Raw genomic sequence first — 21198 nt, forward strand, 5'->3', positions numbered from 1 at the left:
CGCGGCGGCAGCTGCGCACCGTGCTCGGCGGCCTTCTGGCCCAGGACCTCGACGATCAGCCCGCCAGCGAAGCCGATTGGCGGGTTGTCAGTCAGCGGCCGCCCAGCCCCGCCGAGCTCGACGACCTGCGTTTCGCCTGGCGCCTGGTGCGCCACGTGCGCTCCAACGCGATCGTGGTGGCCCGGGGCGGGGTCAGCCTGGGAATCGGTGCCGGTCAGATGAACCGGGTGGGCTCAGCCCGGCTCGCCCTGGAGGCGGCGGGAGCGGGCAGCCGGGGGGCGGTGCTCGCCAGTGATGGTTTCTTCCCCTTCGGTGACACCGTGCGGCTGGCGGCCGACCATGGGATCACCGCGGTGATTCAGCCTGGCGGCAGCGTCCGCGACGGGGAGTCGATCCAGGCGTGTGATCAGCTCGATCTGGCGATGGTCTGCACCGGCCGGCGCCACTTTCTGCACTGAAGGAGCTCTTCACGGATGAGCCTCGCCCGCTGGACGGCACTGGGACGTGATGGAGCAGTAGTTTCGCTGCCAACGGCCTCACCCGTGACCATGCCCGAAGCCCTCGCCTTCAACCTCAATTTCATTCACCCGCTGCTGATGTGGGTGCTGCTGGCCCTCTCCGGCTATGCCCTGTTTCTGGGCATCAAGGCCAAGAAGACCCGCACCGCCGATGCGGCGCAGCGCAAGGAGCTGATCAAGGGCCAGTTCGCCCAGCGCCACTTCCAGATCGGCTCGATCGTGCTGGCGGTGATGGTGCTGGGCAGTTTCGGCGGCATGGCCGTCACCTACATCAACAACGGCAAGCTGTTCGTGGGCCCGCACCTGCTGGTGGGCATCGCCATGGTCAGCCTGATCGCCGTGGCGGCCTCCCTCTCCCCGCTGATGCTCAAGGGCAATCTGATCGCCCGCAAGGCCCACGTCGGCCTGAACATGACCCTGATGACCCTCTTCCTCTGGCAGGCGGTCACCGGCATGCAGATCGTCAACAAGATCTGGACCAACCGCTGAAGCCTGGCTCCGAACTCTCCGAACGGTGTTCAGAAGGGTGCCCGCCGCCGGGGCGGGCAGGGCAGCTGGTGGGTGGCGTGAAAGTCTTCCTGGACTTTCCAGGTGAGCTTCCGGGAGATCTGGCGGACGATCTGACGCAGCAGATGATCGCCGCTGGACTGCACCAGCTTGTCGGGAAGCAGACCGATCACCGCCGGCAACCGGATCCACACGCACAGGTCGAGTTCCCAGCGCACCTGGGTGAGAACGCCCTCCGAGGTGGGATCAGGCTCGGATCCAGAGCCCTCCTCCAGCTGCAGGGCGGCGTTGAATTCGACGTCGTAGATCTCCTGGAGGCTGGCATCGGGGGCGCTTAAGGCCGTGGTGACGATGCGATAGACCCCTTCGCTCTGGGGCAGGAGCTCGAGGCCGATGGTGGGCTCCACCTCGAAGCCGAAATTGCCGAAGCGCCCCAGAGTCAGGGCATAGCCATTGGGCCCGAGGGGTTGCACGGTCATCGGCGCTGCGCAACGCCGGAACCAGCCGTCGTGATGGTCGAGGTAGTCGGCCACGGTGCAGGATGGCGCCCGCATCTCCATCACATCGGCGAAGCGGCTGCTGTAGCGGTTGACCCGGACGTCGTCGCTGTGACGCAGGGGCCCGACCGCGGCAGGCGTGCACGGGGCAGACTCCGGATCCTGGGCAAGGGCCACGGTCGTCGAGGCGTCGCGGGACAGGGCGGTGCTCAAAACTGTTCGATCTCCCCGATGTCCGAGCCAGTACCCCGTGATGGCGGGAGACGATGAATCAATGTAACTGGAGCCGGCCGGGGCAACCGCCGCGCTTGTGACAGCAGCCGCAGCTGAGGACTGAGGGCACTCGCCCTCAGTCGTCGCAGAGCTCCATCAGGTGGCGGATCACGTCCTCCACCACCCGGTCGGGAGTCGAGGCCCCGGACGTGATGCCCACCCGCAGGGGACCTTCCGGCAGGAAAGGTGACAGCACCTCCAGATCCCCGCCCAGGGGCATGTGCTCGATGCGGTTGCCAGGACCGATCCGCTCGGGGGTGTCGATGTGGAAGGAACGGATGCCGCGGCTGATGGCGATCTCCTGAAGGTGCGTGGTGTTCGAGGAGTTGTAGCCGCCGATGACCACCATCAGATCAAGCGGTTCATCCACCAGGGAGAACATGGCATCCTGCCGCTCCTGGGTGGCGTCGCAGATGGTGTTGAAGGCCAGGAAGTGGTCGTTGAGTTCGGCCGGACCGTAGCGCTGCAGCATGGTGCGCTCGAACATGCGGCCGATCTCCTCGGTTTCGCTCTTGAGCATCGTGGTCTGGTTGGCCACGCCCACGCGCACCAGGTCCAGGTCGGGATCGAAGCCCGGGGAGGACGCCTTGGCGAAATGGGTCATGAAGTCCTCGCGATCGCCCTTGCCCAGGATGTAGTCGCAGACCATCTGGGCCTCGGCCAGATCCAGCACCACCAGGTAGGTGCCGGCGAAGGAGCTGGTGGCGAGGGTTTCCTCGTGCTTCACCTTGCCGTGGATGATCGAGCTGAAGGCGTGTTTCTTGTGCTTCTCCACGGTGTTCCACACTTTCGAGACCCAGGGGCAGGTGGTGTCGACGATGTGGCAGCCACGCTCGTTCAGCAGTTGCATTTCCTGCACGGTGGCGCCGAAGGCCGGCAGGATCACCACATCACCGACGCCCACCTCGGAGAAATCCTTGACCCCTTCCTCGACGCGGATGAACAGCACGTTCATGTCGCGCAGATGGGCGTTCACTGAGGGGTTGTGGATGATTTCGTTAGTGATCCAGATCCTCTCGCTGGGATAGTGACGGCGGGTTTCGTAGGCCATGGCCACGGCGCGTTCCACGCCCCAGCAGAAGCCGAAGGCCTCGGCCAGGCGCACGGTCAGCCGGCCATGGCGGAGCTCGTAGCCGTTCTCGCGGATCGTGGCGATCAGCTCACTCTGATAGGCCTGCTCCAGGTTGACCGCCACCTGCTCGCCCAGGCCGAAGCCGCGACGGTTGTAGCGCTCGGAGTGATGCAGCGAGCGTTTGAAGGCGCGGGTGTCCATGTCGTTGCCGCAGGGCAGGCAGGGGCCGACTCTATGGGCTCCTCCCCATCGACGGGCGAAAAAAAGCCCCGGTCGGAACCGGGGCGAGCAGCGACCCTGGGGTCGGAATGGGACGGAGCCGGGGGCTCAGTTCGTGGTGGACGCGAAGTCGGGGTAGGCCTCCATGCCGTGTTCGGAGATGTCGAGACCCTCGATCTCCTCCTTTTCGCTCACGCGGATGCCTCCGGAGAGGCTGCCGATGACCGACCAGGCGATCCAGGAACAGATGACTGCAAAGATCCCGTAGGAAATCACCCCCAGGATCTGAAGACCGAACTGGCCGAAGCCGTGGCCGGTGAGCAGGCCCTTGTCCATGTTGAAGAGACCCACGGCGAGTGTGCCCCAGATTCCGCAGGTGCCGTGCACGGACCAGGCGCCCACGGGATCATCAATGCCGAGACTGTCGATGAAACCGACAGAGAAGACAACGAGGGTACCGGCGATGAAGCCGACGACCCAGGCAGCGGGCATCGAGAAGCCGTCGCAGCCAGCGGTGACCCCGACCAGGCCGGCCAGGATGCCGTTGATGGTCATGGTCAGGTCAGGCTTGCCGGAGGTGAGCTGGGACACCAGGGTGCCGGCGATGCCGCCACCAGCGGCTCCGAGGGTGGTGGTCACCGCGATGTAGGGAACAGCAGCATCCATCGCCAGCTGAGAGCCCGGGTTGAACCCATACCAGCCGATCCAAAGGATCAGGCAGCCCAGGGTGGCGATGGCCAGGTTGTGACCGGGGATGGCCTGGGTCCTGCCGTCGGCGAATTTGCCGATCCTGGGTCCGAGCAGCATGGCTCCGACCAGTCCGGCCCAGGCGCCTACCGAGTGGACCACGGTGGAGCCGGCGAAGTCGATGAAGCCCAGCTGGTTGAGCCAGCCTCCGTTCCATTGCCAGCTGCCGGCGATGGGGTAGATGAAGGCCACCAGCACCAGCGAGAAGATCACGAACTCGCTGAACTTGATCCTCTCGGCCACCAGACCGGAAACGATCGTGGCGGCGGTGCCGGCGAAGGCCACCTGGAAGAGGAAGTCGACCGACGGCACCAGGGCCGCGTCGGTGACCATCTGCGGGGTCACGGTGGGATCGAAGAAGAGGCCGAGTGGCCCACCCTTGCCGTAGAAGAGCCAGCCGGGGATGACCGCCTCCCCGTACATCAGAGAAAATCCGATCAGCCAGTAGGCACTCGCCGCCAGGGCGAAGACGATCAGGTTCTTGGTGAGAATGTTGGTGGCGTTCTTCTGGCGACAGAGACCGGCTTCAACCATGGCGAAGCCGGCGTTCATGAAGATCACCAGGATGGCGGCGATCAACAGCCAGACATTGTTGATCAGGAAAGCCGGCGTGAGCTCCGGCAGCTCGGCGGCGTGGGCGGACAGGTTGAACACCCCGAGGCCGAAGAGGGCCAGGGGCACACAGGCCAGCCAGGTGAGCGTGCGGGAATTGGAGAGACCACGGATGCTGCGCAGCAGCAGTTCGGGAGCCTCGAGCAGACTTGCCTCCTGAAGACGCCGAGGCCGGCGTCGCCCAGGGGCGTGAGGAGCAACTGTCATGGAGCGCAACTTCGCACAGGATTTTGCTGGAAGAGGATGAATCACGCCCGAAGGCGTTCCTACATTGCAAAAGTGCACGCTGCCGAACCAATTGCTGGTGGCATCCGCTACAAAACCCCTGATCCGTTCACGCAGGGAGGGTTTCGGGGTCCCGCGGAATCAGTTCGGCAACACCGAGCCAGCTCACAGCCTCAGCGCTGAAGCGGTAGCGCAGAGGCAGCACCTCCACCCCCGCCGAGAGGGCCTCCCGGAACAGCTCGCCGTAGCGGGGATCGGCCGAATCTCCCGGGGCGAAGGACGTCACGTCGCCGCGGCTCAGGCAGGGAACAAGCAGCCCACGGGCCTCGGGGGCGACCGCCATCAGCTCCAGCAGGTGCTTCTGTCCCCTCTCGGTGACCGTGTCGGGGAAGAGGGCCAGCTCCCCACGGCTCCAGGTGGTGTTCTTCACCTCCAGGTAGATCGGGCGGGGATCCGGGGCCCCGGCGGCTGGGCTCAGCAGCAGGTCGATCCGGCTGCGGCCGCCTTTGCCGTAGGCCACCTCGGCGCGGATCGAGCCGATCGGTCCCAGCCAGGGCTCCAGGCAGCCCGCTTCGATCGTGGCCCGCACCAGCCGGTTGGGCAGAGCCGTGTTCACCCCCACCCAGCAGGGCTCCCCGTCACTGCCGTCCACGAGGGACTGCTCCCAGGTCCAGGCCAGCTTGCGTTCGGGCCTGGGGTCGTGGCGCAGACGCACTCGCCCTCCCTGGAGGAGCACCCCGGTCATCGGGCCCGTGTTGGGGCAATGGGCGGTCACCACCCGGCCGTCAGCCAGTTCCACATCCGCCAGGAAGCGTTTGTAGCGCCGCAGCAGCACTCCCTCCACCAGGTTCTGCAGCGGCAGGATCAGCCTGCCGCCGGGCGGGTCGAGCGAGGGGGCGACGGCACCGGCAGGGCTGGGGCTGGGCTTCGGATCCGGCATCGAGATCAGGGGCTGGCCAGGGGGGGCGGGCTCAGTGGCCCATGGTGCCGCCCGGCCGACGGGCCTCGCAGCGGGCGGCGGGGTGGAGAATCCCCCGGTGGATGGGGCCCAACGGCCTGACTGGATGGCGAAATCCCTGCGGCGCATCGCCTTGATCGTGGCGGTGGCCACGGCCCTGAGCAAGGTGGCCGGTCTGCTGCGCCAGCAGGTGATCGCCGCCGCCTTCGGGGTGGGGGCCGCCTACGACGCCTACAACTACGCCTATGTGCTGCCGGGATTCCTGCTGATCCTGCTGGGGGGCATCAACGGGCCGTTCCACAGCGCCATGGTGAGCGTGCTGGCCCGCCGCCCCCGCGAGGAGGGCGCCCACGTGCTGGCGGCCATCAACACCCTGGTGGGGGTGGGCCTGCTGGCGGTGACGGTGCTGCTGCTGGTGGCCGCCGATCCCCTGATCACCCTTGTGGGGCCTGGACTCGATGCGGAGCGCCACGCCATCGCCGTGCTGCAGCTGCGCTGGATGGCGCCGATGGCCCTGTTCGCCGGCCTGATCGGCCTCGGTTTCGGGGCCCTCAATGCAGCCGATGTCTTCTGGCTGCCGTCGGTGAGCCCGCTGCTGTCGAGCGTGGCGATGATCGCCGGCATCGGCCTGCTCTGGTTTCAGCTGGGAGCAGCGATCGCCCTGCCGGCCACGGCGGTCCTCGGGGGGATCGTGCTGGCGGCCACCACCACCCTCGGGGCGGTGCTGCAGTGGCTGATCCAGCTGCCCGCTCTGGCGAAGCAGGGCCTGCATCGTTTCCAGCTGGTCTGGGACTGGAAGCACGAGGGCGTGCGCGAGGTGATGCAGGTGATGGGCCCTGCCACGCTCTCCTCGGGGATGCTGCAGATCAACGTCTTCACGGATCTGTTCTTCGCCTCCGGCATCGTCGGCGCCGCCGCTGGACTGGGCTACGCCAACCTGCTGGTGCAGACGCCCCTGGGCCTGCTCTCCAACGCGCTGCTGGTCCCCCTGCTGCCGGTGTTCGCCAGGCTCACGGCCCCGGCGGATCGCCCCGCCCTGGTGGACCGGATCCGCCAGGGCCTGATGCTCTCCACGGCCAGCATGATGCCGCTGGGGGCTCTGTTCGTGGCCCTGGCCTCCCCGATCGTGGCCGTGATCTATGAGCGGGGAGCGTTCGACCGGGGGGCGGCGCTGCTGGTGGCCAGCCTGCTGATGGCCTACGGCGTGGGCATGCCGGCCTACCTCGGCCGCGATGTGCTGGTGCGGGTGTTCTATGCCCTCGGCGACGGCACGACCCCCTTTCGCTTCTCCCTGGCCGGAATCGGCTTCAACGTCATCTTCGACTGGATTCTCGTGGGCGGGCCCACTCCCTGGGGGCTGCAGCTGCCCGCCCTGAATTTCGGCGCCCCGGGCCTGGTGCTGGCCACGGTGGCGGTGAATCTGCTCACCTGCGCGGGATTGCTGCTGGCGCTGCAACGGCGCCTGGGGGGACTTCCCCTGCGGGTCTGGGGACGGGACAGCCTGTTGCTGCTTCTGGCCGCCGTGGCGGGCGGGCTGGCCGCCTGGGTGCTCTCCAGCTTCGTGGGCTGGCCAGGCGGACTGCTGGGCCAGCTGCTGCAGGGCTCCCTGAGTGCCGGCCTGGGGCTGGCGCTCTACGGCCTGATCGCCAGCTGGGCTGGGGTACCCGAGGCCCGAGATCTGGTCCTGCAGGTGCGCACTCGTTTCAGTCGGGGGTCCTGAGGGTCACCCGGCGTTCCTCGCGCACCTGGACCGGGATCTCCAGGTGGCTGCGGCCGAGCATCTGGGGGCCATCCACCGAGAAGATCCGCGCCTCGATCCCGAAATCACGAAAGGCGTTCTCCAGTTCCTGGATCAGGGCCTTCTCCACCTGGGCCTCGGCATCGACGACCTTGCCGATCAAGCGGCCGCCCAGGGGACCGATGCGCTGACGCACCACCTCTCGGGCATTGGTGACCTCGATGACCAGCATCCAACGCCTGCAACGGGTTTGAACCTTATTCGCAGCGCAACACCCTGGCAGGCAATGTCGTGGTTCTTCAGCCGCGTCACCCCATCCCGTGGGGCTCAGTGGCCCACGTTCTCGAGCACATCCTCGAGATCGCGCAACTGTCCGGGGGGGAGAAGGCGGGCCAGGGGCAGGCGGCTGGAGCCTCCGCCGATCGGCACCTGGACGGCTTCGAGGGCCTGGCGGGCGCACACCCCTGGCCCCTGATCGAGCCGCGCCGCGCATTCGATCGCCAGGGTCATCGCCAGACCGGCGTCGCCCAGGTAGAGATGCCAGTTCGCCACCTGGATGTACAGGCGGTCGGCCAGGGCCAGGCTCAGCTCCTCGAGTTCGGTTGCCGTCAGGCTCACTGGACCGGTGCGCGCTCAGGCTTCACCTTGGTCGAGCGTCGGGGTTCGTGGCCGCAGCCGCAACACGATGATGAGGTGCAGCAGCCAGCCCGCCCCCCAGGCGAGGCTCAGCCAGCCCAGATGTGTCCAGGGATGGCGCAGCCCCTGAACGAACCACAGGCCCGTGTTCACGGCGGCGAACAGACCGCCATGGAGGCAGAGGTTCACCACCCGCTCGTAGTGGCGGTAGGTCGGGTCGGTGGGGTCGGCAGGGCCGTACCAGCGGATCGGCATGGGGTGGGGAGACTCGGAGCCTGCGGAGGGCCGGTTCGATTGTGCCCCGGCGACAGTTGACGGATGGCCCCCCCGTGCGGTGAGAATGACCGTCATGCGCTTGTAGCTCAGCGGATTAGAGCATCTGACTACGGATCAGAGGGTCGGGAGTTCGAATCTCTCCAGGCGCGCTTCGAGAACCGTCCGACACCGGACGGTTTTTTTCTGGCTTCGGCATCCCCGAGGCATTCCTGGAGCCCGGCAGGAGCGCTGGGTTGATTTCTTACGATGGAAGCCTCGCGCCTTCCCGTCGACACCATGGTGGATGCCACCGGTACGCCTCTGAACCAGTCCCTGGCGGCCGGTGATCCCGCCATCGCCGCCCTGATCGGTCGGGAGCTGGAGCGTCAGCAGAGCCATCTCGAGCTGATCGCCAGCGAGAATTTCGCCTCCAGGGCCGTGATGGAGGCCCAGGGATCGGTGCTCACCAACAAGTACGCCGAAGGCCTCCCCCACAAGCGTTACTACGGAGGCTGTGAGCATGTCGACGCGATCGAGGAGCTGGCCATTGCCCGGGCCCGCCAGCTGTTCGGGGCCGCCTGGGCGAACGTGCAGCCCCACAGCGGTGCCCAGGCCAACTTCGCCGTGTTCCTGGCGCTGCTTCAGCCCGGTGACACGATCCTGGGCATGGACCTCTCCCATGGCGGCCATCTCACCCATGGATCGCCGGTGAATGTCTCGGGCAAATGGTTCAAGGCCGTCCATTACGGCGTCGATCCCCACACCCATCAGCTCGACTACGACGCCATCCGGGCCCTGGCGGAGCAGCACCGCCCCCGCCTGATCATCTGCGGCTATTCCGCCTACCCCCGCACGATCGACTTCGCGGCCTTCCGCTCGATCGCTGATTCCGTCGATGCCTTCCTGCTGGCCGACATGGCCCACATCGCCGGTCTGGTGGCGGCAGGGGCCCATCCCAGCCCCATTCCCCACTGCCATGTGGTCACCACCACCACCCACAAGACCCTGCGAGGGCCCCGTGGCGGTCTGATCCTCTGCAATGACGCCGAGTTCGGCAAACGCTTCGACAAGGCCGTCTTCCCCGGCAGTCAGGGCGGGCCCTTGGAACATGTGGTGGCCGCGAAGGCGGTGGCCTTCGGTGAGGCCCTGCAGCCCTCCTTCCGGGCCTACAGCCAGCAGGTGATCCGCAATGCCCAGGTCCTGGCCGAGCGGATTCAGGAGCGCGGCATCGCCGTGGTCTCCGGGGGCACCGACAATCACCTGGTGCTGCTCGACCTGCGCTCGATCGGCCTCACCGGCAAGGTGGCCGACCTGCTGGTGAGCGAGGTGAACATCACGGCCAACAAGAACACCGTGCCGTTCGATCCTGAATCGCCCTTCGTCACCAGTGGTCTGCGCCTCGGCACCGCCGCCCTCACCACCCGGGGCTTCAACACCGATGATTTCGTCGAGGTGGCCGATGTGATCGCCGACCGGCTGCTTCATCCCGACGACAGCGTCATCGAGCTGCGCTGCCGTGAGCGCGTGCGGGCCCTCTGCGAGCGCCATCCTCTCTACGGGCCTAGCCGCATTCCTCTGCCGGCCTGACCCTCACTGCCTAAGCTTTGGCCTCGATCAGGTCCCTGCATGGCTCCACCCGCGACGTTGATCCCAGCGTTGCCCAGCCCCGGGCCCGGGGCCGTCAGCGGGTTGTCGCCATTCCCCGGTGATCGGATGATCGCCTGTTGCTCGTGAGCATGGCCGCCAGTCCGCTCGCCGCGGCCTTCCTGACCTTCCTGATCGCGGCGCTGCTCACGGCTCTGATCGTGCCGCTGGTGCGACGCGTGGGGCTGCGCTACGGCCTCTTCGACCCTCCCGACACGCGCAAGCAGCACGACATCCCGATGGTGCGGCTGGGGGGGATCGGCATGGTGGCGGGGTTTTCCCTGGCCCTGGCCTTCACCTGGGCCCTCGGGGGCTTCGGCAACCTGGCCCCGGACAGGGACCAGCTCATCTGGACCACCCTGGCCGGCGCACTCTGTTATTTCGTCATCGGGCTGGCCGATGATCTCTTCGCCCTGCCCCCCCTGCCGCGCCTGGCCGGCCAGGTGGCCGTGGCCATGGCCGTCTGGAGCCAGGGGGTGCGCATCGGAGCGATCGATCTGCCCCTGGGCTTCTTCGGCCTGCCCGCTCTGGCCTTCTCGCTTCCCGACAGCCTCAGCCTGCTGGCCACGGTGATCTGGCTGGTGGGCATCACCAACGCCATCAACTGGATCGATGGGCTCGATGGCCTTGCTGCCGGCGTGGGTGGCATCGCGGCAGTGGGGTTGCTTTCGGTGAGTTTCAGCCTGCAGCAGAGCGCCGCCGGTCTGCTCGCCGCCGCCCTGGCCGGCGCCTGCCTGGGGTTCCTCCGCCACAACTTCAACCCCGCCCGCATCTTCATGGGGGATGGCGGCTCCTATTTCCTCGGCTTTGCCCTGGCGGCGATCAGCATCGTCGGTCCGGCCAAGGGGCTCACCACCGTCAGCCTGCTGTTCCCGCTGCTGATTCTCTCGCTGCCCCTGGCCGATATGTCGGCCGTGATCATGGGCCGGCTCAGCGAGGGTCACTCCCCCTTCTATCCCGACCGTCGCCATCTCCACCACCGGCTGCTGCGGGCCGGCCTCAGTCACCGCCGCACGGTGCTGCTGATCTACGCCTTCACCCAGTGGCTGGTGGCCCTGGCCCTGGTGGCGGCCAATGTGGAGCTGCGCTTCCTCTGGCTGGCGTTGGCCACCGCGGTGCTGATCGGCGCGGTGCTGGGATCCCGTCGTCAGCTCACGGCTCCTGACATCCACTCCTCCTGCGACGCGGCCCGCGATGCCAACCCCTGAGCCGGGTACGCCGGTTGCTGAGATCCTCTGCATCGGCACCGAGCTCTTGCTCGGCAACATCCTCAACAGCAACGCGCGCTGGCTGGCCGAGGAACTGGCCGCTCTGGGTCTTCCCCACTATCGCCAGACGGTGGTTGGTGACAACCGCGAGCGGCTGATCCAGGTGGTTCTCGAGGCCTCCCGGCGCTGCAGCCTGCTGGTCTGCACAGGTGGGCTCGGCCCCACGCCCGATGACCTCACCACCGAAGCCCTGGCGGCGGCCTTCCAGACTCCGCTGATCGAGCGACCCGAGATCTGGACCGAGATCCAGGCCAAGCTCAGGGGCCGGGGGCGGCCCATCGCCGCGAGCAACCGCAAGCAGGCCCTCCTGCCGGAGGGGGCCGAGCTGCTGCCCAATCCCACCGGCACGGCGCCCGGAATGATCTGGAGTCCTCGACCCGGCTTCACCCTGCTCACCTTCCCCGGTGTGCCGGCAGAACTGCAGGCGATGTGGACGACGACCGCCGTGCCTTGGCTGCGACGCCGTGGCGGGGCTTCAGCGGCGGTGTTCGAGAGCCGCCTGCTGCGGTTCTGGGGCATCGGCGAATCGGAACTGGCCGAGCAGGTCGCCGATCTGCTGGCGCTGGAGAATCCCTCCGTGGCTTCCTACGTCGGTGACGGGGACGTGAAGCTGCGGATCACGGCCCGGGCCACCACCAGTTCCGAGGCCCTCTCCCTGCTGAAGCCGGTTGCCGCAGATCTGCGCCAGCGCACCGGCCGGCTCTGCTACGGCTCCGACGAGGACACTCTGGCCGCCGTGGTGCTGGAGCGCCTGCGGCAGCGGGGCCAGACTCTGGCCGTGGCCGAGTCCTGCACCGGGGGAGGGATCGGCGCGGCCATCTCGGCTGTGCCGGGGGCTTCAGAGGTGTTCCTCGGCGGGGTGATCGCCTATGCCAATCGGATCAAATGCGACCAGCTCGGCGTGGCGGCCGACCTGCTGGAGACCCATGGGGCGGTGAGTGATCCTGTGGCGATCGCCATGGCCAGCGGCGTGCGTCAGCGCTTTGCCAGTGACTGGGCCATCGCCGTGACGGGGATCGCCGGCCCAGGCGGCGGCAGCGAGGCCAAGCCGGTGGGGCTGGTCCATATCGCCGTGGCGGGGCCCGATGGTTGCCGGAGCGAGGCGGTGCGTTTCGCCGGCCGCCGGGGTCGCCGCTGGATCCAGCTGCTCACCGTGGGCGAGGCTCTGGACCATCTGCGGCTGCGACTCGTGGACTAGGGGCACCTACGTGAACACGAGGCATCAAACCGACAGGATTACGGCCTCAGCATGGTGTTGATGCGCCAGAGGTTGTGATCGACTGACTTAGACTTCTGTACGTCGCTCAGACCGAGTTCACCCATGACAACACCCTGGTAATGTCGACACCATCCATTGATCTGGCCCAGCATATCCTGCTTCAGTTCGGAATCATTCTGGCCGTAGGTTCTGCCAGCGCGGTATTCGCGCAGAAGTTGAGAGTGCCGGATGTTGTTGTCTTCCTTTTCATCGGAACGTTGCTTGGCCCAGAAATGCTCGGCCTTCTCGATATCAAGGTGGATTCGACGCTCAATCAGGTGTTGTTGATCTTCGGTTCCTGTTACATCCTTTTTGACGGCGGTGCGTCACTGCGCCTGCCTGTGCTCAAGGAGGTCTGGATCACAATTCTGAGCCTCGCCACGTTTGGTGTTCTCATCACTGCGGCCGTCACGGCTGTGGCGGCATTTTATTTCCTTGGTATTCCCTGGATTCAGGCCCTTCTCCTGGCCACGGCCATAGCCTCCACCGATCCAGCCACGCTGGTTCCAGTGTTCCGTCAGGTGAGAATCAGGGATCGTGTCGCCCAGACCGTGATCTCCGAGTCGGCCCTCAACGATGCCACCGGAGCCATCCTCACTTTCGCCGTTCTTGGTGTGGCGATGGGGCAAGGGCAGTTTTCTCTGTCCGAATCTCTGCTTGGACTGCTGCATCAGTCATTTTTCGGTCTGGTCGCCGGCCTTCTTCTCGGATATCTTGCCTCCACACTGATTGCCCATGAAACGTTCGGATTCCTGAAGGACTATTCACCAGTCGTTTCCCTCATGGCGGTGATCGGGGCCTACCTCAGTGCGAGCGGTCTGCATGCCAGTGGGTTCATGGCTGTGTTTGTCTTCGGATTCATGGTCGGGAACAAGGACGCGTTCGGATTCGCCATGAAGGAGGGTGAGCAGCAAAAACTCGATGATTTCGTGACGACCACGGCTCTGATCATGCGCATGTTCATCTTCTTCCTCCTGGGCAGTCAGGTTGATTTCGGCCTGATCATCCAATATCTCATCGGTGGTGTGGGAGTCGTTGTTGTGTTCATGCTGGTCGCCCGCCCGCTCACCGTGTTCCTCTGCGCGCTCCCCGACCGGCGGGCCCGCTGGTCGCTCAAGGAGCTGCTGTTCATGTGCTGGACCCGGGAGACCGGTGTCATTCCCGGCGCCCTGGCTGGACTGCTGCTCGGAATCGGTGCACCTGGAGCGAAACTGATCGCCTCAGTGACCTTCATCGCGATTCTGATGACGATCCTGATCCAGGCCACAACGACCCGCTGGCTCGCTTCTCGACTCGGCCTGCTCGAGGACAGCCTGCCCCTGCCCCTGCCCCAGGGCTGAACCGGCAAGGTCCTCAGCCGCTGACTGGGCAGGGTCCTCGTATGGTTGTTTTGGACGTCAGAGATGAGTGGTGAGCGCCGGCACGCTGTACGACAAGGTCTGGGACAGGCACCGTGTGGCCGAGCTGCCTGGAGGCTCCACCCAGCTGTTCATCGGCCTGCACCTGATCCATGAGGTGACCAGCCCCCAGGCCTTCGCAGCCCTGAAGGAGCTGGGTCTGGGTGTGCGCCACCCCGAGCGGACCGTGGCCACGGTCGATCACATCGTGCCCACCACGTCCCAGGCCCGTCCCTTCGCCGATTCCCTCGCCGAGGAGATGCTCTCCACCCTGGAGCGCAACTGCACGGAGCACGGCATCACCCTGCATGGCCTCGGCAGTGGCCGCCAGGGGATCGTCCATGTCATCGCCCCGGAGCTGGGCCTCAGCCAGCCGGGCATGACGGTCGCCTGCGGGGATTCCCACACCTCCACCCACGGGGCCTTCGGGGCGATCGCCTTCGGCATCGGCACCAGCCAGGTGCGCGATGTGCTCGCCAGCCAGAGCCTGGCGATGAGCAAGCTCAAGGTGCGGCGGATCGTGGTGGAGGGCAGCCTCCAGCCGGGCGTGTTCGCCAAGGACCTGATCCTCCACGTGATCCGCAGCCTGGGGGTGAAGGGCGGCGTGGGTTACGCCTACGAATTCGCCGGATCCTGCATCGAGGCCCTCTCGATGGAGGAGCGGATGACCCTGTGCAACATGGCGATCGAGGGGGGTGCCCGCTGCGGCTACGTCAACCCCGATGCCACCACCTTCGCCTACATCAAGGGCCGGCCCTTCGCACCCGAGGGGGTGGCCTGGGAGCGGGCTGTGAGCTGGTGGAGAACCCTCGCCAGCGAGCCTGACGCCGTGTTCGACGACGAGGTGCGCTTCGATGCCACCACGATCCCACCCACGGTCACCTGGGGGATCACCCCGGGCCAGGGGATCGGGGTCGATGAGACGGTGCCCACCCTTGAGCAGATGCCTGCGGAGGAGCGCCCGATCGCCGAAGAGGCCTATCGCTACATGGATCTGGCTCCTGGAGCACCGATCCGTGGCCTGCCTGTGGATGTCTGCTTCATCGGCAGCTGCACCAATGGCCGGCTCAGTGACCTGCGTTCAGCGGCAGCGGTGGCCCGGGGCCGACAGGTGGCTCCAGGCATCAAGGCCTTCGTGGTGCCCGGATCCGAGCAGGTGGCGGCCCAGGCCCGGTCGGAGGGGCTCGACCGGCTGTTCCAGGAGGCGGGCTTCGAATGGCGTGAACCCGGCTGTTCGATGTGCCTGGCGATGAATCCGGACAGGCTGGAGGGCCGCCAGATCAGTGCCAGCTCCAGCAACCGCAATTTCAAGGGTCGGCAGGGTTCCGCCTCTGGCCGCACTCTGCTGATGAGCCCGGCGATGGTGGCCGCGGCCGCCGTGACCGGCCGGGTGAGTGATGTGCGCGAGCTGCTGCAGACCCCCTCCGCAGTCGCCTCCGTCTCTGCCGATCCCAGGCCGTTGGCCGTGTCCCCTTCCCTGCTGCCGTGACTGACTCCCCTTTCCCCTTCGGCCCGATTCCCGCTGTTGAGGGCCGTGTCGTCGTTGTCAGCGGCGATGACATCGACACCGACCGGATCATTCCGGCCCGTTATCTCAAGAGCGTCACCTTCGAGGGGCTTGCCGAAGGGGCCTTCGCCGATGACCGCCTCGAGCTGGAGGGCTCCCACCCCTTCGACCGTCCGGAGCATCAGGGGTCCACGATTCTGGTGGTGAACCGCAACTTCGGTTGCGGCTCCAGCCGGGAGCATGCTCCCCAGGCCCTGATGCGCTGGGGCATCCGTGCGGTGGTGGGCGAGAGTTTTGCCGAGATTTTCTTCGGCAACTGCCTGGCTCTGGGGATCCCCTGCCTCAGCGGTGATCACGCCACGATCCTGGCGCTGCAGCAGCAGGCCCTTGCCGAGCCCTCCGCCGGATTTCAGCTGGATCTGGCCACGGCGGAGATTCTTGGTCCGGCCGCTGCCGGCTTGGAGGAGTCGGCGCAGCGCTGGAGCCTGGAGCTGGCCGCGGGCCCTCGGCAGATGTTGCTCAGCGGCCAGTGGAATGCCACGGGCCAGCTGCTGTCCCACGAGGAGGAGCTGAGCCGGACGGCGGCACGCTTGCCCTATCTGGACAGCTTCGCCCTGGCCTGAGAGTCAGAACGGGTTCCGTTGTGCTCCTCCGGCACCACTGAGCTCAGGCCGGAAGGGGACGAACGGCACCCCCGTCCCCTTGAAGCCGAAGTCGTTGAGGCGGATCCTTACCCCACCGATGCCCTCATAGGGGCTGTAGAAGACGCTGAGGGCGTAGGAACGGCGCTGCCAGCGCAACTCCACGTAGGAACCGGTCAACTCGCCGTAGTTCGTTGAGGAGGGGTCCACGTTGATGCCGATCCCGCCGTTGAACAGCAGCGGACCGGCAATCTGCTGGGTGAGACCGATGCCCACGGTGCCGAGATCCACGGCTGCGTCGAAACCGAAGGGGCTGAGGCCGTTGCGCAGGGTCAGGCCACCGGTGACCGTGAGCTGGGTGAAATCGAAGAAGCGCTTGTTGAAGTGACCGAGGGTGAGGGTGGGACCACCGGAGATCGAGAAGGTGTTCTGATAGGTGCCGTCACCGAAGTAGGCCAGATTCCCTGAAAGATTCGTGTTCAGGGTCAGCCCAGGGACGATCGGCTCCGGGGAGTAGCGCAGAGCCCCATCCGGCGTGGAGGGCAGCTCACGGCCGCGCCACAGCTCCAGGGAGCTGTTCAGTGAAGCCACCGCATTGGCTCGCCAGAGCTGGGCAAGGTTTCTCGATTCCCTGCCGCTGCTGAGGAACTCGTTGCTCTGGTAGTTGCCCAGCCCCACCCGCCAGAAATAGCGGTTGCTGAGCTTGCCCCAGTCGGGGAGGGTCTCGTCTTTCTCGAGGGAGGCGCCGTAGGCCGAATAGACGTCCTGCTCGCCGAGGGATCCATTCCAGATCCTGAAGCGGTAGGCCGCGAAGAGACGGGCCGTTGTGGAGCCCACCAGAGGGAGGTTGATGTTGCGATCCATCTGGCCCCAGCTGCGGGTGCCGTTGGCGATGTTCTCGGGATTGAAGGTGGAGATGTCGAGATTCAGGCTGGTGTTGAATCCCAGCAGCGGCGTCTTCAGCCTGGCCTCCAGGCCGAACAGATCGCCCAGGGTGTTGTCCTGGCTCACCGAGGGTCCGGTGGCCTGGCCGCCTGGGAGGGGATAGCTGTCGGTGGTGCCCTTGTAGGCACGCTCGAGCATGAACTGGGGCTCCAGTTCCAGGGTTCCCTTCTCCCCGATCCGGATCGGCCGCAGACGCCGGCCCACGTAGAAGCCGTCCCGGTCCTCCTGATCGACCCCCAGCACCCAGCGGTTCTCCACCTCCTGCTCTTTGCGGATGCGCGTGCGCGTGGTCACGGGAATGGCGAGACGGTCTTCCAGGATCAGCCGGTTGCGCTTGGAGGTGATCAGCAGATCGCCGTTGGCGTCCTGGGTGACCACCACCTGATCCGCATCCATCCACGACTGGGACGGTGTGAAGGGGTCGTTGCTGAAACTGGCGCGGTCGCTGCGCCAGCCGTTGGGGGTGAGCACGATCCTCGCGGCCTGATAGCGGAGATGGGTGAGGGTGCCCTGCACCGCCTGGCGGTTCTCGTCCGAGCGCAGCCCCCGCACCTGGGGTGGCTGCGCCGGGCCGAAGTCGCTGTCCTGGTCTGTGGTCACCGCGTTGGCACCACCAGCCTGACGACTGCGCTCGATCACCAGCCCTTCCCGTCTGCTCACCTCGGAGATGCGCTGCTCGATCGCGGCGGCGGCGGCGGCGCGCTTGCGTTCCTGGTCGCGCATGGCCCGGAACGAAGGTCGGCTCCCGCTCCCCTGGGTGCCCTGGGCCGCATCAGCGCCGCTGGCAGGTGTCGGTGGCTCCTGCTCCGGCTGCGGTGCCTCACCGCCCATGGCCACCTGCTCGAGGGCCTCGGGCAGGGAGCGGGGGCGGTCCGGGGGTTCGGCGCCACGGTTGGGGCAGCCCTTGGCCGGGCGCAGCGTGGCCTGCGGATCACCCTTGGGCGGAGGATCGCCCCCGAAGCGGTAACGCAGGCCCAGCAGGTAGGCGTTGCTGCCCTCCCGGACGCCGTTGTAGGTGCCGAAGGCTCCGGAGCGGTGGTGAATCCGCCCCACCATCGACCACTGGGGCGAGAGGGATCCCTCGATCTCAAAGCCCAGATAATTGAGGAACCGGGCCGACTTCTCCCGGTAGGTGTTCTCGTAATTGCTGAGGTTGGTGTTGAGGCTCACCCCCTGCACGAACCCCAGGCTAAGCCAGGGTTGCAGCCAGGCCCGCAGGCCGATGCCGCCGGTGAACTCGCCGAAGCTCTGGGCGGAGGTGGAGAGGTTGGCCACCTCGGAGGCGGTGAACGGCCCGGTGTAGCGCCCGCCCTTCTGAGCCGAGGCCCAGTGGCCGAGCGCGTTGAAATCCAGCTCCAGGGCGAAGGGGCCGGCCTTGATCAGTCGCTTCTGCAGGCCAGCGCCCAGGACCCGCTCCGGCCGGAAGACACCCTGACCGGTGAAGGTCTGGCCGAAATCGGAGTGGAACATCTGCCCGCCCCAGAGGGTGGCACTCCAGGGGTGGGGGTGCCAGTCAGGGATCTCGGGCAGCACCGTCGGACAGGCGATCGGCTGGGGCTCGGGGAGCGGCTGGGAGGGGTCCTGCTCGACGTCGAGATCCTCCAGGCTGGTTTCGAGGTCGAGAACTCCGTAGACATCCTCCATCTCGCCTTCGCCTTCGATCAGGCCGTAGCGGAGCATGCTGCCCTGCAGGTACTGCTGGCCACGCCAGAAGCGCACGCTGCCCGTGGCGTAGAGGGTGCGGGTGGTGGTGTCGTACTCGAGGCGTTCCGCCATCAGCCGGCCGCCGGCCAGCACGGCCTTGGCATTGCCGGTGGCCACGTAGCGATTGATCACCAGGTCAAACCCCTGTTGATCAGCGCTGATCTCCAGTTCCTTGGGAGGGGTCTTGACGGCAGGTTCCGAGGCGGCTGTTCCCTTGTCTTCGGGGGGAACAGGCGGTTCAGCCCCTGCCGGTTCAGTCGGACGTGGGATCGGAGCGGGCTCGGATTGGGCGGCGCCGGGCTCGCTGGTCGTGCCGTCGGCTCCTGTGCCGACCGATCCCACGGCGGAATCGACTGGCTTCCCTTCAGGGACCGCCGGGTCGCCGCCGCTGACACCGGCTTCACTCTGGAGTGCTGGTGGGGGATCTGAGCTCAGGGTCTGGGCCCGGCTCACCGCCGGTGTTGCCAGGGTTGCCGCGCCCACCAGTCCGATGGTCCACCGGATAAGCGTTGCTGAGGGCACCACATCTCCAGGACCGCGGCCGATCCTGCCATGCCAGGGATGGCGCGGGTGTGCTGCTCAGACGGCTTGATGCAGTGACCCCTCCCTCAGTGGACGGTTTTCAGTCTTCGAGATCCTTGCGGCTGGGGGTCCGGCTGGGATCGCTGGCCAGGAAGCCGAAGACGAAGATGCCGATGAAGAAGAAAACGACCGAGTAAACGGAGATCTTGAGGGCGAGCATGGTTCCGTCCGGCGGGTGACAGGGAGTGACAGGCGCCAGGTGGGGCCTGAACGACCCTGCGGCAGCGGCATCATCCTATGGGTCGCTGATGGCCGGGATCGATGACGCAGGGCCTGGATCCCCAGCTTCCCCCCGAGATTGAAACGTTTCGATCACGTTCGAGACTGGACCTGCTCTCCTCCTGGCGGCTGCGTGGCGCTGATGGGGCCTGGCAGGACGCCCTGGCCGACCCCTGGGCCCGCCTCCATCGTCCCGACTGGCACGCCCGTGGTCTGATGGCCTGGCCGCGCGGTGGGCAGACCCGGCATCTGGTGCTGGAGCTGGGCTGTCCCCCCAGCTGGCGTGGCCGGGCACCGGCCCTGGCTCGCCTGGTGTTGCGCTGGTGGGCCGACGCCGCCGAACTCAGGGTCGACGGCCGCACGGTCCACCGCGGTGACCTGTTCGACAGCTCCTGCCGCTGGGCCCTGCCCCAGCGCTGGTGGGAGGGGGAGACGTTGCTTCTGGAACTGGAGCTGCGCAGTCCGCTCCACGACGACGGCGCCCTGATGCTCAGCCGGATCGAGGCGGAACCCCTGGATCCCGCTGACCCGGATGGCCTGCTGGCGCTCACGCGGCTGGAGCTCGCACAGCTGCGGCAGGCCTCGCCGGGGGAACCCGGCGGGTTCCATCTGCTCGGCCATGCTCACCTCGACCTGGCCTGGCTCTGGCCCGTGGCCGACACCTGGCAGGCCGCCGAGCGCACCTTCCGCTCGGCCCTCGGCCTGATCGGGCACCACAGCGAGCTCCACTTCGGCCATTCGACACCGGCGCTGTACGCCTGGCTGGAGCTTCACCGGCCCGAGCTGTTCGGGCGGATCCGCTCCGCGATGCGGGCTGGCCGCTGGGAGCCGATCAATGGCCCATGGGTGGAAACCGACTGCGTGCTGGTCGATACGGCCTCGCTTCTGAGGCAGTTCCAGGAGGGCCAGGCCTACAGCCGCCGCACCTTCCCCGAGTGGGAGCATCATCTGGCCTGGCTTCCCGACAGCTTCGGCTTCGCCGCAGGTCTGCCGGCGGTGGCCGCAGCCACCGGGGTGCGCTGGTTCTGCACCCACAAGCTGGCCTGGAACGCCACCACCCCTTTCCCGCACCGGCTGTTTCGCTGGCGCAGCCGCTGCGGCGCCGAGGTGCTGGCTCTGATGAGTGCCCCGATCGGAACGGATGGCGACCCGCTGGCCATGGAGCGCTACCGGTTGGAGTGGCAGGCGGCCACGGGTGTCGCTGAGGCGCTCTGGCTGCCGGGGGTGGGGGATCACGGCGGTGGGCCCACCCGGGAAATGCTGGAGCAGCTGGATCTCTGGCGTGACAACGACGCCACGGCGCCCCAGCGGCACGGCAGCCTGCGCGACTATCTGCGTCGGCTGGAGCCCCTGCACGCCCGGCTGCCCGTCTGGCGCGATGAGCTCTACCTGGAGCTGCACCGGGGTTGCGCCACGACCCGCCCCGACCAGAAGCGCCACAACCGCACCCTGGAGCGGCTGCTGCGCGAGGCCGATCTCGCCACCGTTCTGCTCGGGGATCCGGGCCATTGCCTGGAGCCTTCGGGCTGGCGGGATCTGCTGTTTCAGCAATTCCACGACATCCTGCCGGGCACCTCCATCCCGGAGGTGTTCGAGCAGGCCGAACCCCAGTGGAGAGCGGCGCGCCGCCGGGCGTCCCACCGCCGTGATCGGGCGCTGTGGGCCTGGCTGGAGAGCGGTGGGGCCCCTGCCCAGGGGATGGGCGGCGAGGTGGAGCCGTGGTGGTGGGCCCAGCTGCAGCCCCTGCCGGCCGCCGCAGACCAGGCCGATCTGGAG

The 21198-nt window shown here is 67.0% G+C and carries 17 protein-coding genes, 1 tRNA gene and 2 pseudogenes; 11 read left to right on the forward strand and 9 right to left on the reverse strand.

From position 1 onward, the window contains the following. Positions 1-458 (forward strand): annotated as a pseudogene (gene purH / locus VB734_RS04075) (bifunctional phosphoribosylaminoimidazolecarboxamide formyltransferase/IMP cyclohydrolase); the annotation flags it as partial. 90 nt (positions 459-548) lie between these two features. After that, complete coding sequence (locus VB734_RS04080) at positions 549-1007, forward strand: DUF4079 domain-containing protein (protein ID WP_197166331.1); 459 nt, start codon at positions 549-551, stop codon at positions 1005-1007. 29 nt (positions 1008-1036) lie between these two features. Here the strand turns inward: VB734_RS04080 and VB734_RS04085 are convergent, their stop codons facing one another. The 4 genes from VB734_RS04085 to sfsA form a co-directional block, all read right to left on the reverse strand. Next, positions 1037-1699, reverse strand: a complete 663-nt coding sequence (locus VB734_RS04085) for a DUF1997 domain-containing protein (protein ID WP_197167178.1) — start codon at positions 1697-1699, stop codon at positions 1037-1039. 172 nt (positions 1700-1871) lie between these two features. After that, positions 1872-3068: a 4-hydroxy-3-methylbut-2-enyl diphosphate reductase gene (locus tag VB734_RS04090; RefSeq protein ID WP_197166329.1), complete on the reverse strand. Its 1197-nt coding sequence runs from the start codon at positions 3066-3068 to the stop codon at positions 1872-1874. A gap of 126 nt (positions 3069-3194) precedes the next feature. Further along, entirely contained in the window at positions 3195-4652 is a 1458-nt protein-coding gene (locus VB734_RS04095) for an ammonium transporter (protein ID WP_197166327.1), read from the reverse strand. Between the two features lie 127 nt (positions 4653-4779). After that, the gene (gene sfsA, locus VB734_RS04100; RefSeq protein ID WP_231594898.1) at positions 4780-5610 is read right to left on the reverse strand and encodes a DNA/RNA nuclease SfsA; all 831 of its coding nucleotides are present in this window, start codon (positions 5608-5610) and stop codon (positions 4780-4782) included. 124 nt (positions 5611-5734) lie between these two features. On the opposite strand from sfsA, the gene murJ reads away from it, so the two are divergent. Then, positions 5735-7348, forward strand: a complete 1614-nt coding sequence (murJ, locus tag VB734_RS04105) for a murein biosynthesis integral membrane protein MurJ (RefSeq protein ID WP_322781998.1) — start codon at positions 5735-5737, stop codon at positions 7346-7348. Here the strand turns inward: murJ and VB734_RS04110 are convergent. The 3 genes from VB734_RS04110 to VB734_RS04120 form a co-directional block, all read right to left on the reverse strand. Further along, on the reverse strand, positions 7332-7598 hold the full coding sequence (locus VB734_RS04110) for a cytochrome-c oxidase (RefSeq protein WP_197166324.1): 267 nt from the start codon (positions 7596-7598) through the stop codon (positions 7332-7334). The two genes, murJ and VB734_RS04110, sit on opposite strands and share 17 nt — an antisense overlap. Before the next feature lie 95 nt (positions 7599-7693). After that, positions 7694-7984 (reverse strand): DUF3181 family protein, encoded by a 291-nt coding sequence (locus tag VB734_RS04115; RefSeq protein ID WP_197166322.1) that lies wholly within the window; start codon positions 7982-7984, stop codon positions 7694-7696. Between the two features lie 15 nt (positions 7985-7999). After that, positions 8000-8257, reverse strand: coding sequence for a hypothetical protein (locus tag VB734_RS04120; RefSeq protein WP_197166320.1), 258 nt, complete (start codon positions 8255-8257; stop codon positions 8000-8002). Positions 8258-8353: 96 nt separating this feature from the next. On the opposite strand from VB734_RS04120, the gene VB734_RS04125 reads away from it, so the two are divergent. From VB734_RS04125 to VB734_RS04155, 7 genes are all read left to right on the forward strand, one after another. Continuing rightward, positions 8354-8427 (forward strand) — tRNA-Arg (locus tag VB734_RS04125). A gap of 127 nt (positions 8428-8554) precedes the next feature. Then, positions 8555-9844, forward strand: a complete 1290-nt coding sequence (glyA, locus tag VB734_RS04130; protein WP_231594958.1) for a serine hydroxymethyltransferase — start codon at positions 8555-8557, stop codon at positions 9842-9844. Positions 9845-9987: 143 nt separating this feature from the next. Beyond that, complete coding sequence (locus tag VB734_RS04135) at positions 9988-11109, forward strand: MraY family glycosyltransferase (protein WP_322782702.1); 1122 nt, start codon at positions 9988-9990, stop codon at positions 11107-11109. Beyond that, entirely contained in the window at positions 11096-12367 is a 1272-nt protein-coding gene (locus tag VB734_RS04140) for a competence/damage-inducible protein A (RefSeq protein WP_322781997.1), read from the forward strand. Before VB734_RS04135 ends, VB734_RS04140 begins: the two co-directional genes overlap by 14 nt. Positions 12368-12507: 140 nt before the next feature. Further along, entirely contained in the window at positions 12508-13767 is a 1260-nt protein-coding gene (locus tag VB734_RS04145) for a sodium:proton antiporter (protein WP_322781996.1), read from the forward strand. 70 nt (positions 13768-13837) lie between these two features. Further along, on the forward strand, positions 13838-15313 hold the full coding sequence (gene leuC / locus VB734_RS04150) for a 3-isopropylmalate dehydratase large subunit (RefSeq protein WP_322781995.1): 1476 nt from the start codon (positions 13838-13840) through the stop codon (positions 15311-15313). After that, complete coding sequence (locus VB734_RS04155) at positions 15310-15954, forward strand: 3-isopropylmalate dehydratase small subunit (RefSeq protein WP_322781994.1); 645 nt, start codon at positions 15310-15312, stop codon at positions 15952-15954. Before leuC ends, VB734_RS04155 begins: the two co-directional genes overlap by 4 nt. 3 nt (positions 15955-15957) lie before the next feature. Here the strand turns inward: VB734_RS04155 and VB734_RS04160 are convergent, their stop codons facing one another. Continuing rightward, positions 15958-19143, reverse strand: a complete 3186-nt coding sequence (locus VB734_RS04160; RefSeq protein WP_323242957.1) for a DUF3769 domain-containing protein — start codon at positions 19141-19143, stop codon at positions 15958-15960. Between the two features lie 100 nt (positions 19144-19243). Further along, positions 19244-19363, reverse strand: coding sequence for a photosystem II reaction center protein I (locus tag VB734_RS04165; protein WP_006172424.1), 120 nt, complete (start codon positions 19361-19363; stop codon positions 19244-19246). Positions 19364-19464: 101 nt separating this feature from the next. On the opposite strand from VB734_RS04165, the pseudogene VB734_RS04170 reads away from it, so the two are divergent. Next, positions 19465-21198, forward strand: a pseudogene (locus tag VB734_RS04170) (alpha-mannosidase); the annotation flags it as partial.

The sequence above is a fragment of the Synechococcus sp. BA-124 BA4 genome, from assembly GCF_034931165.1.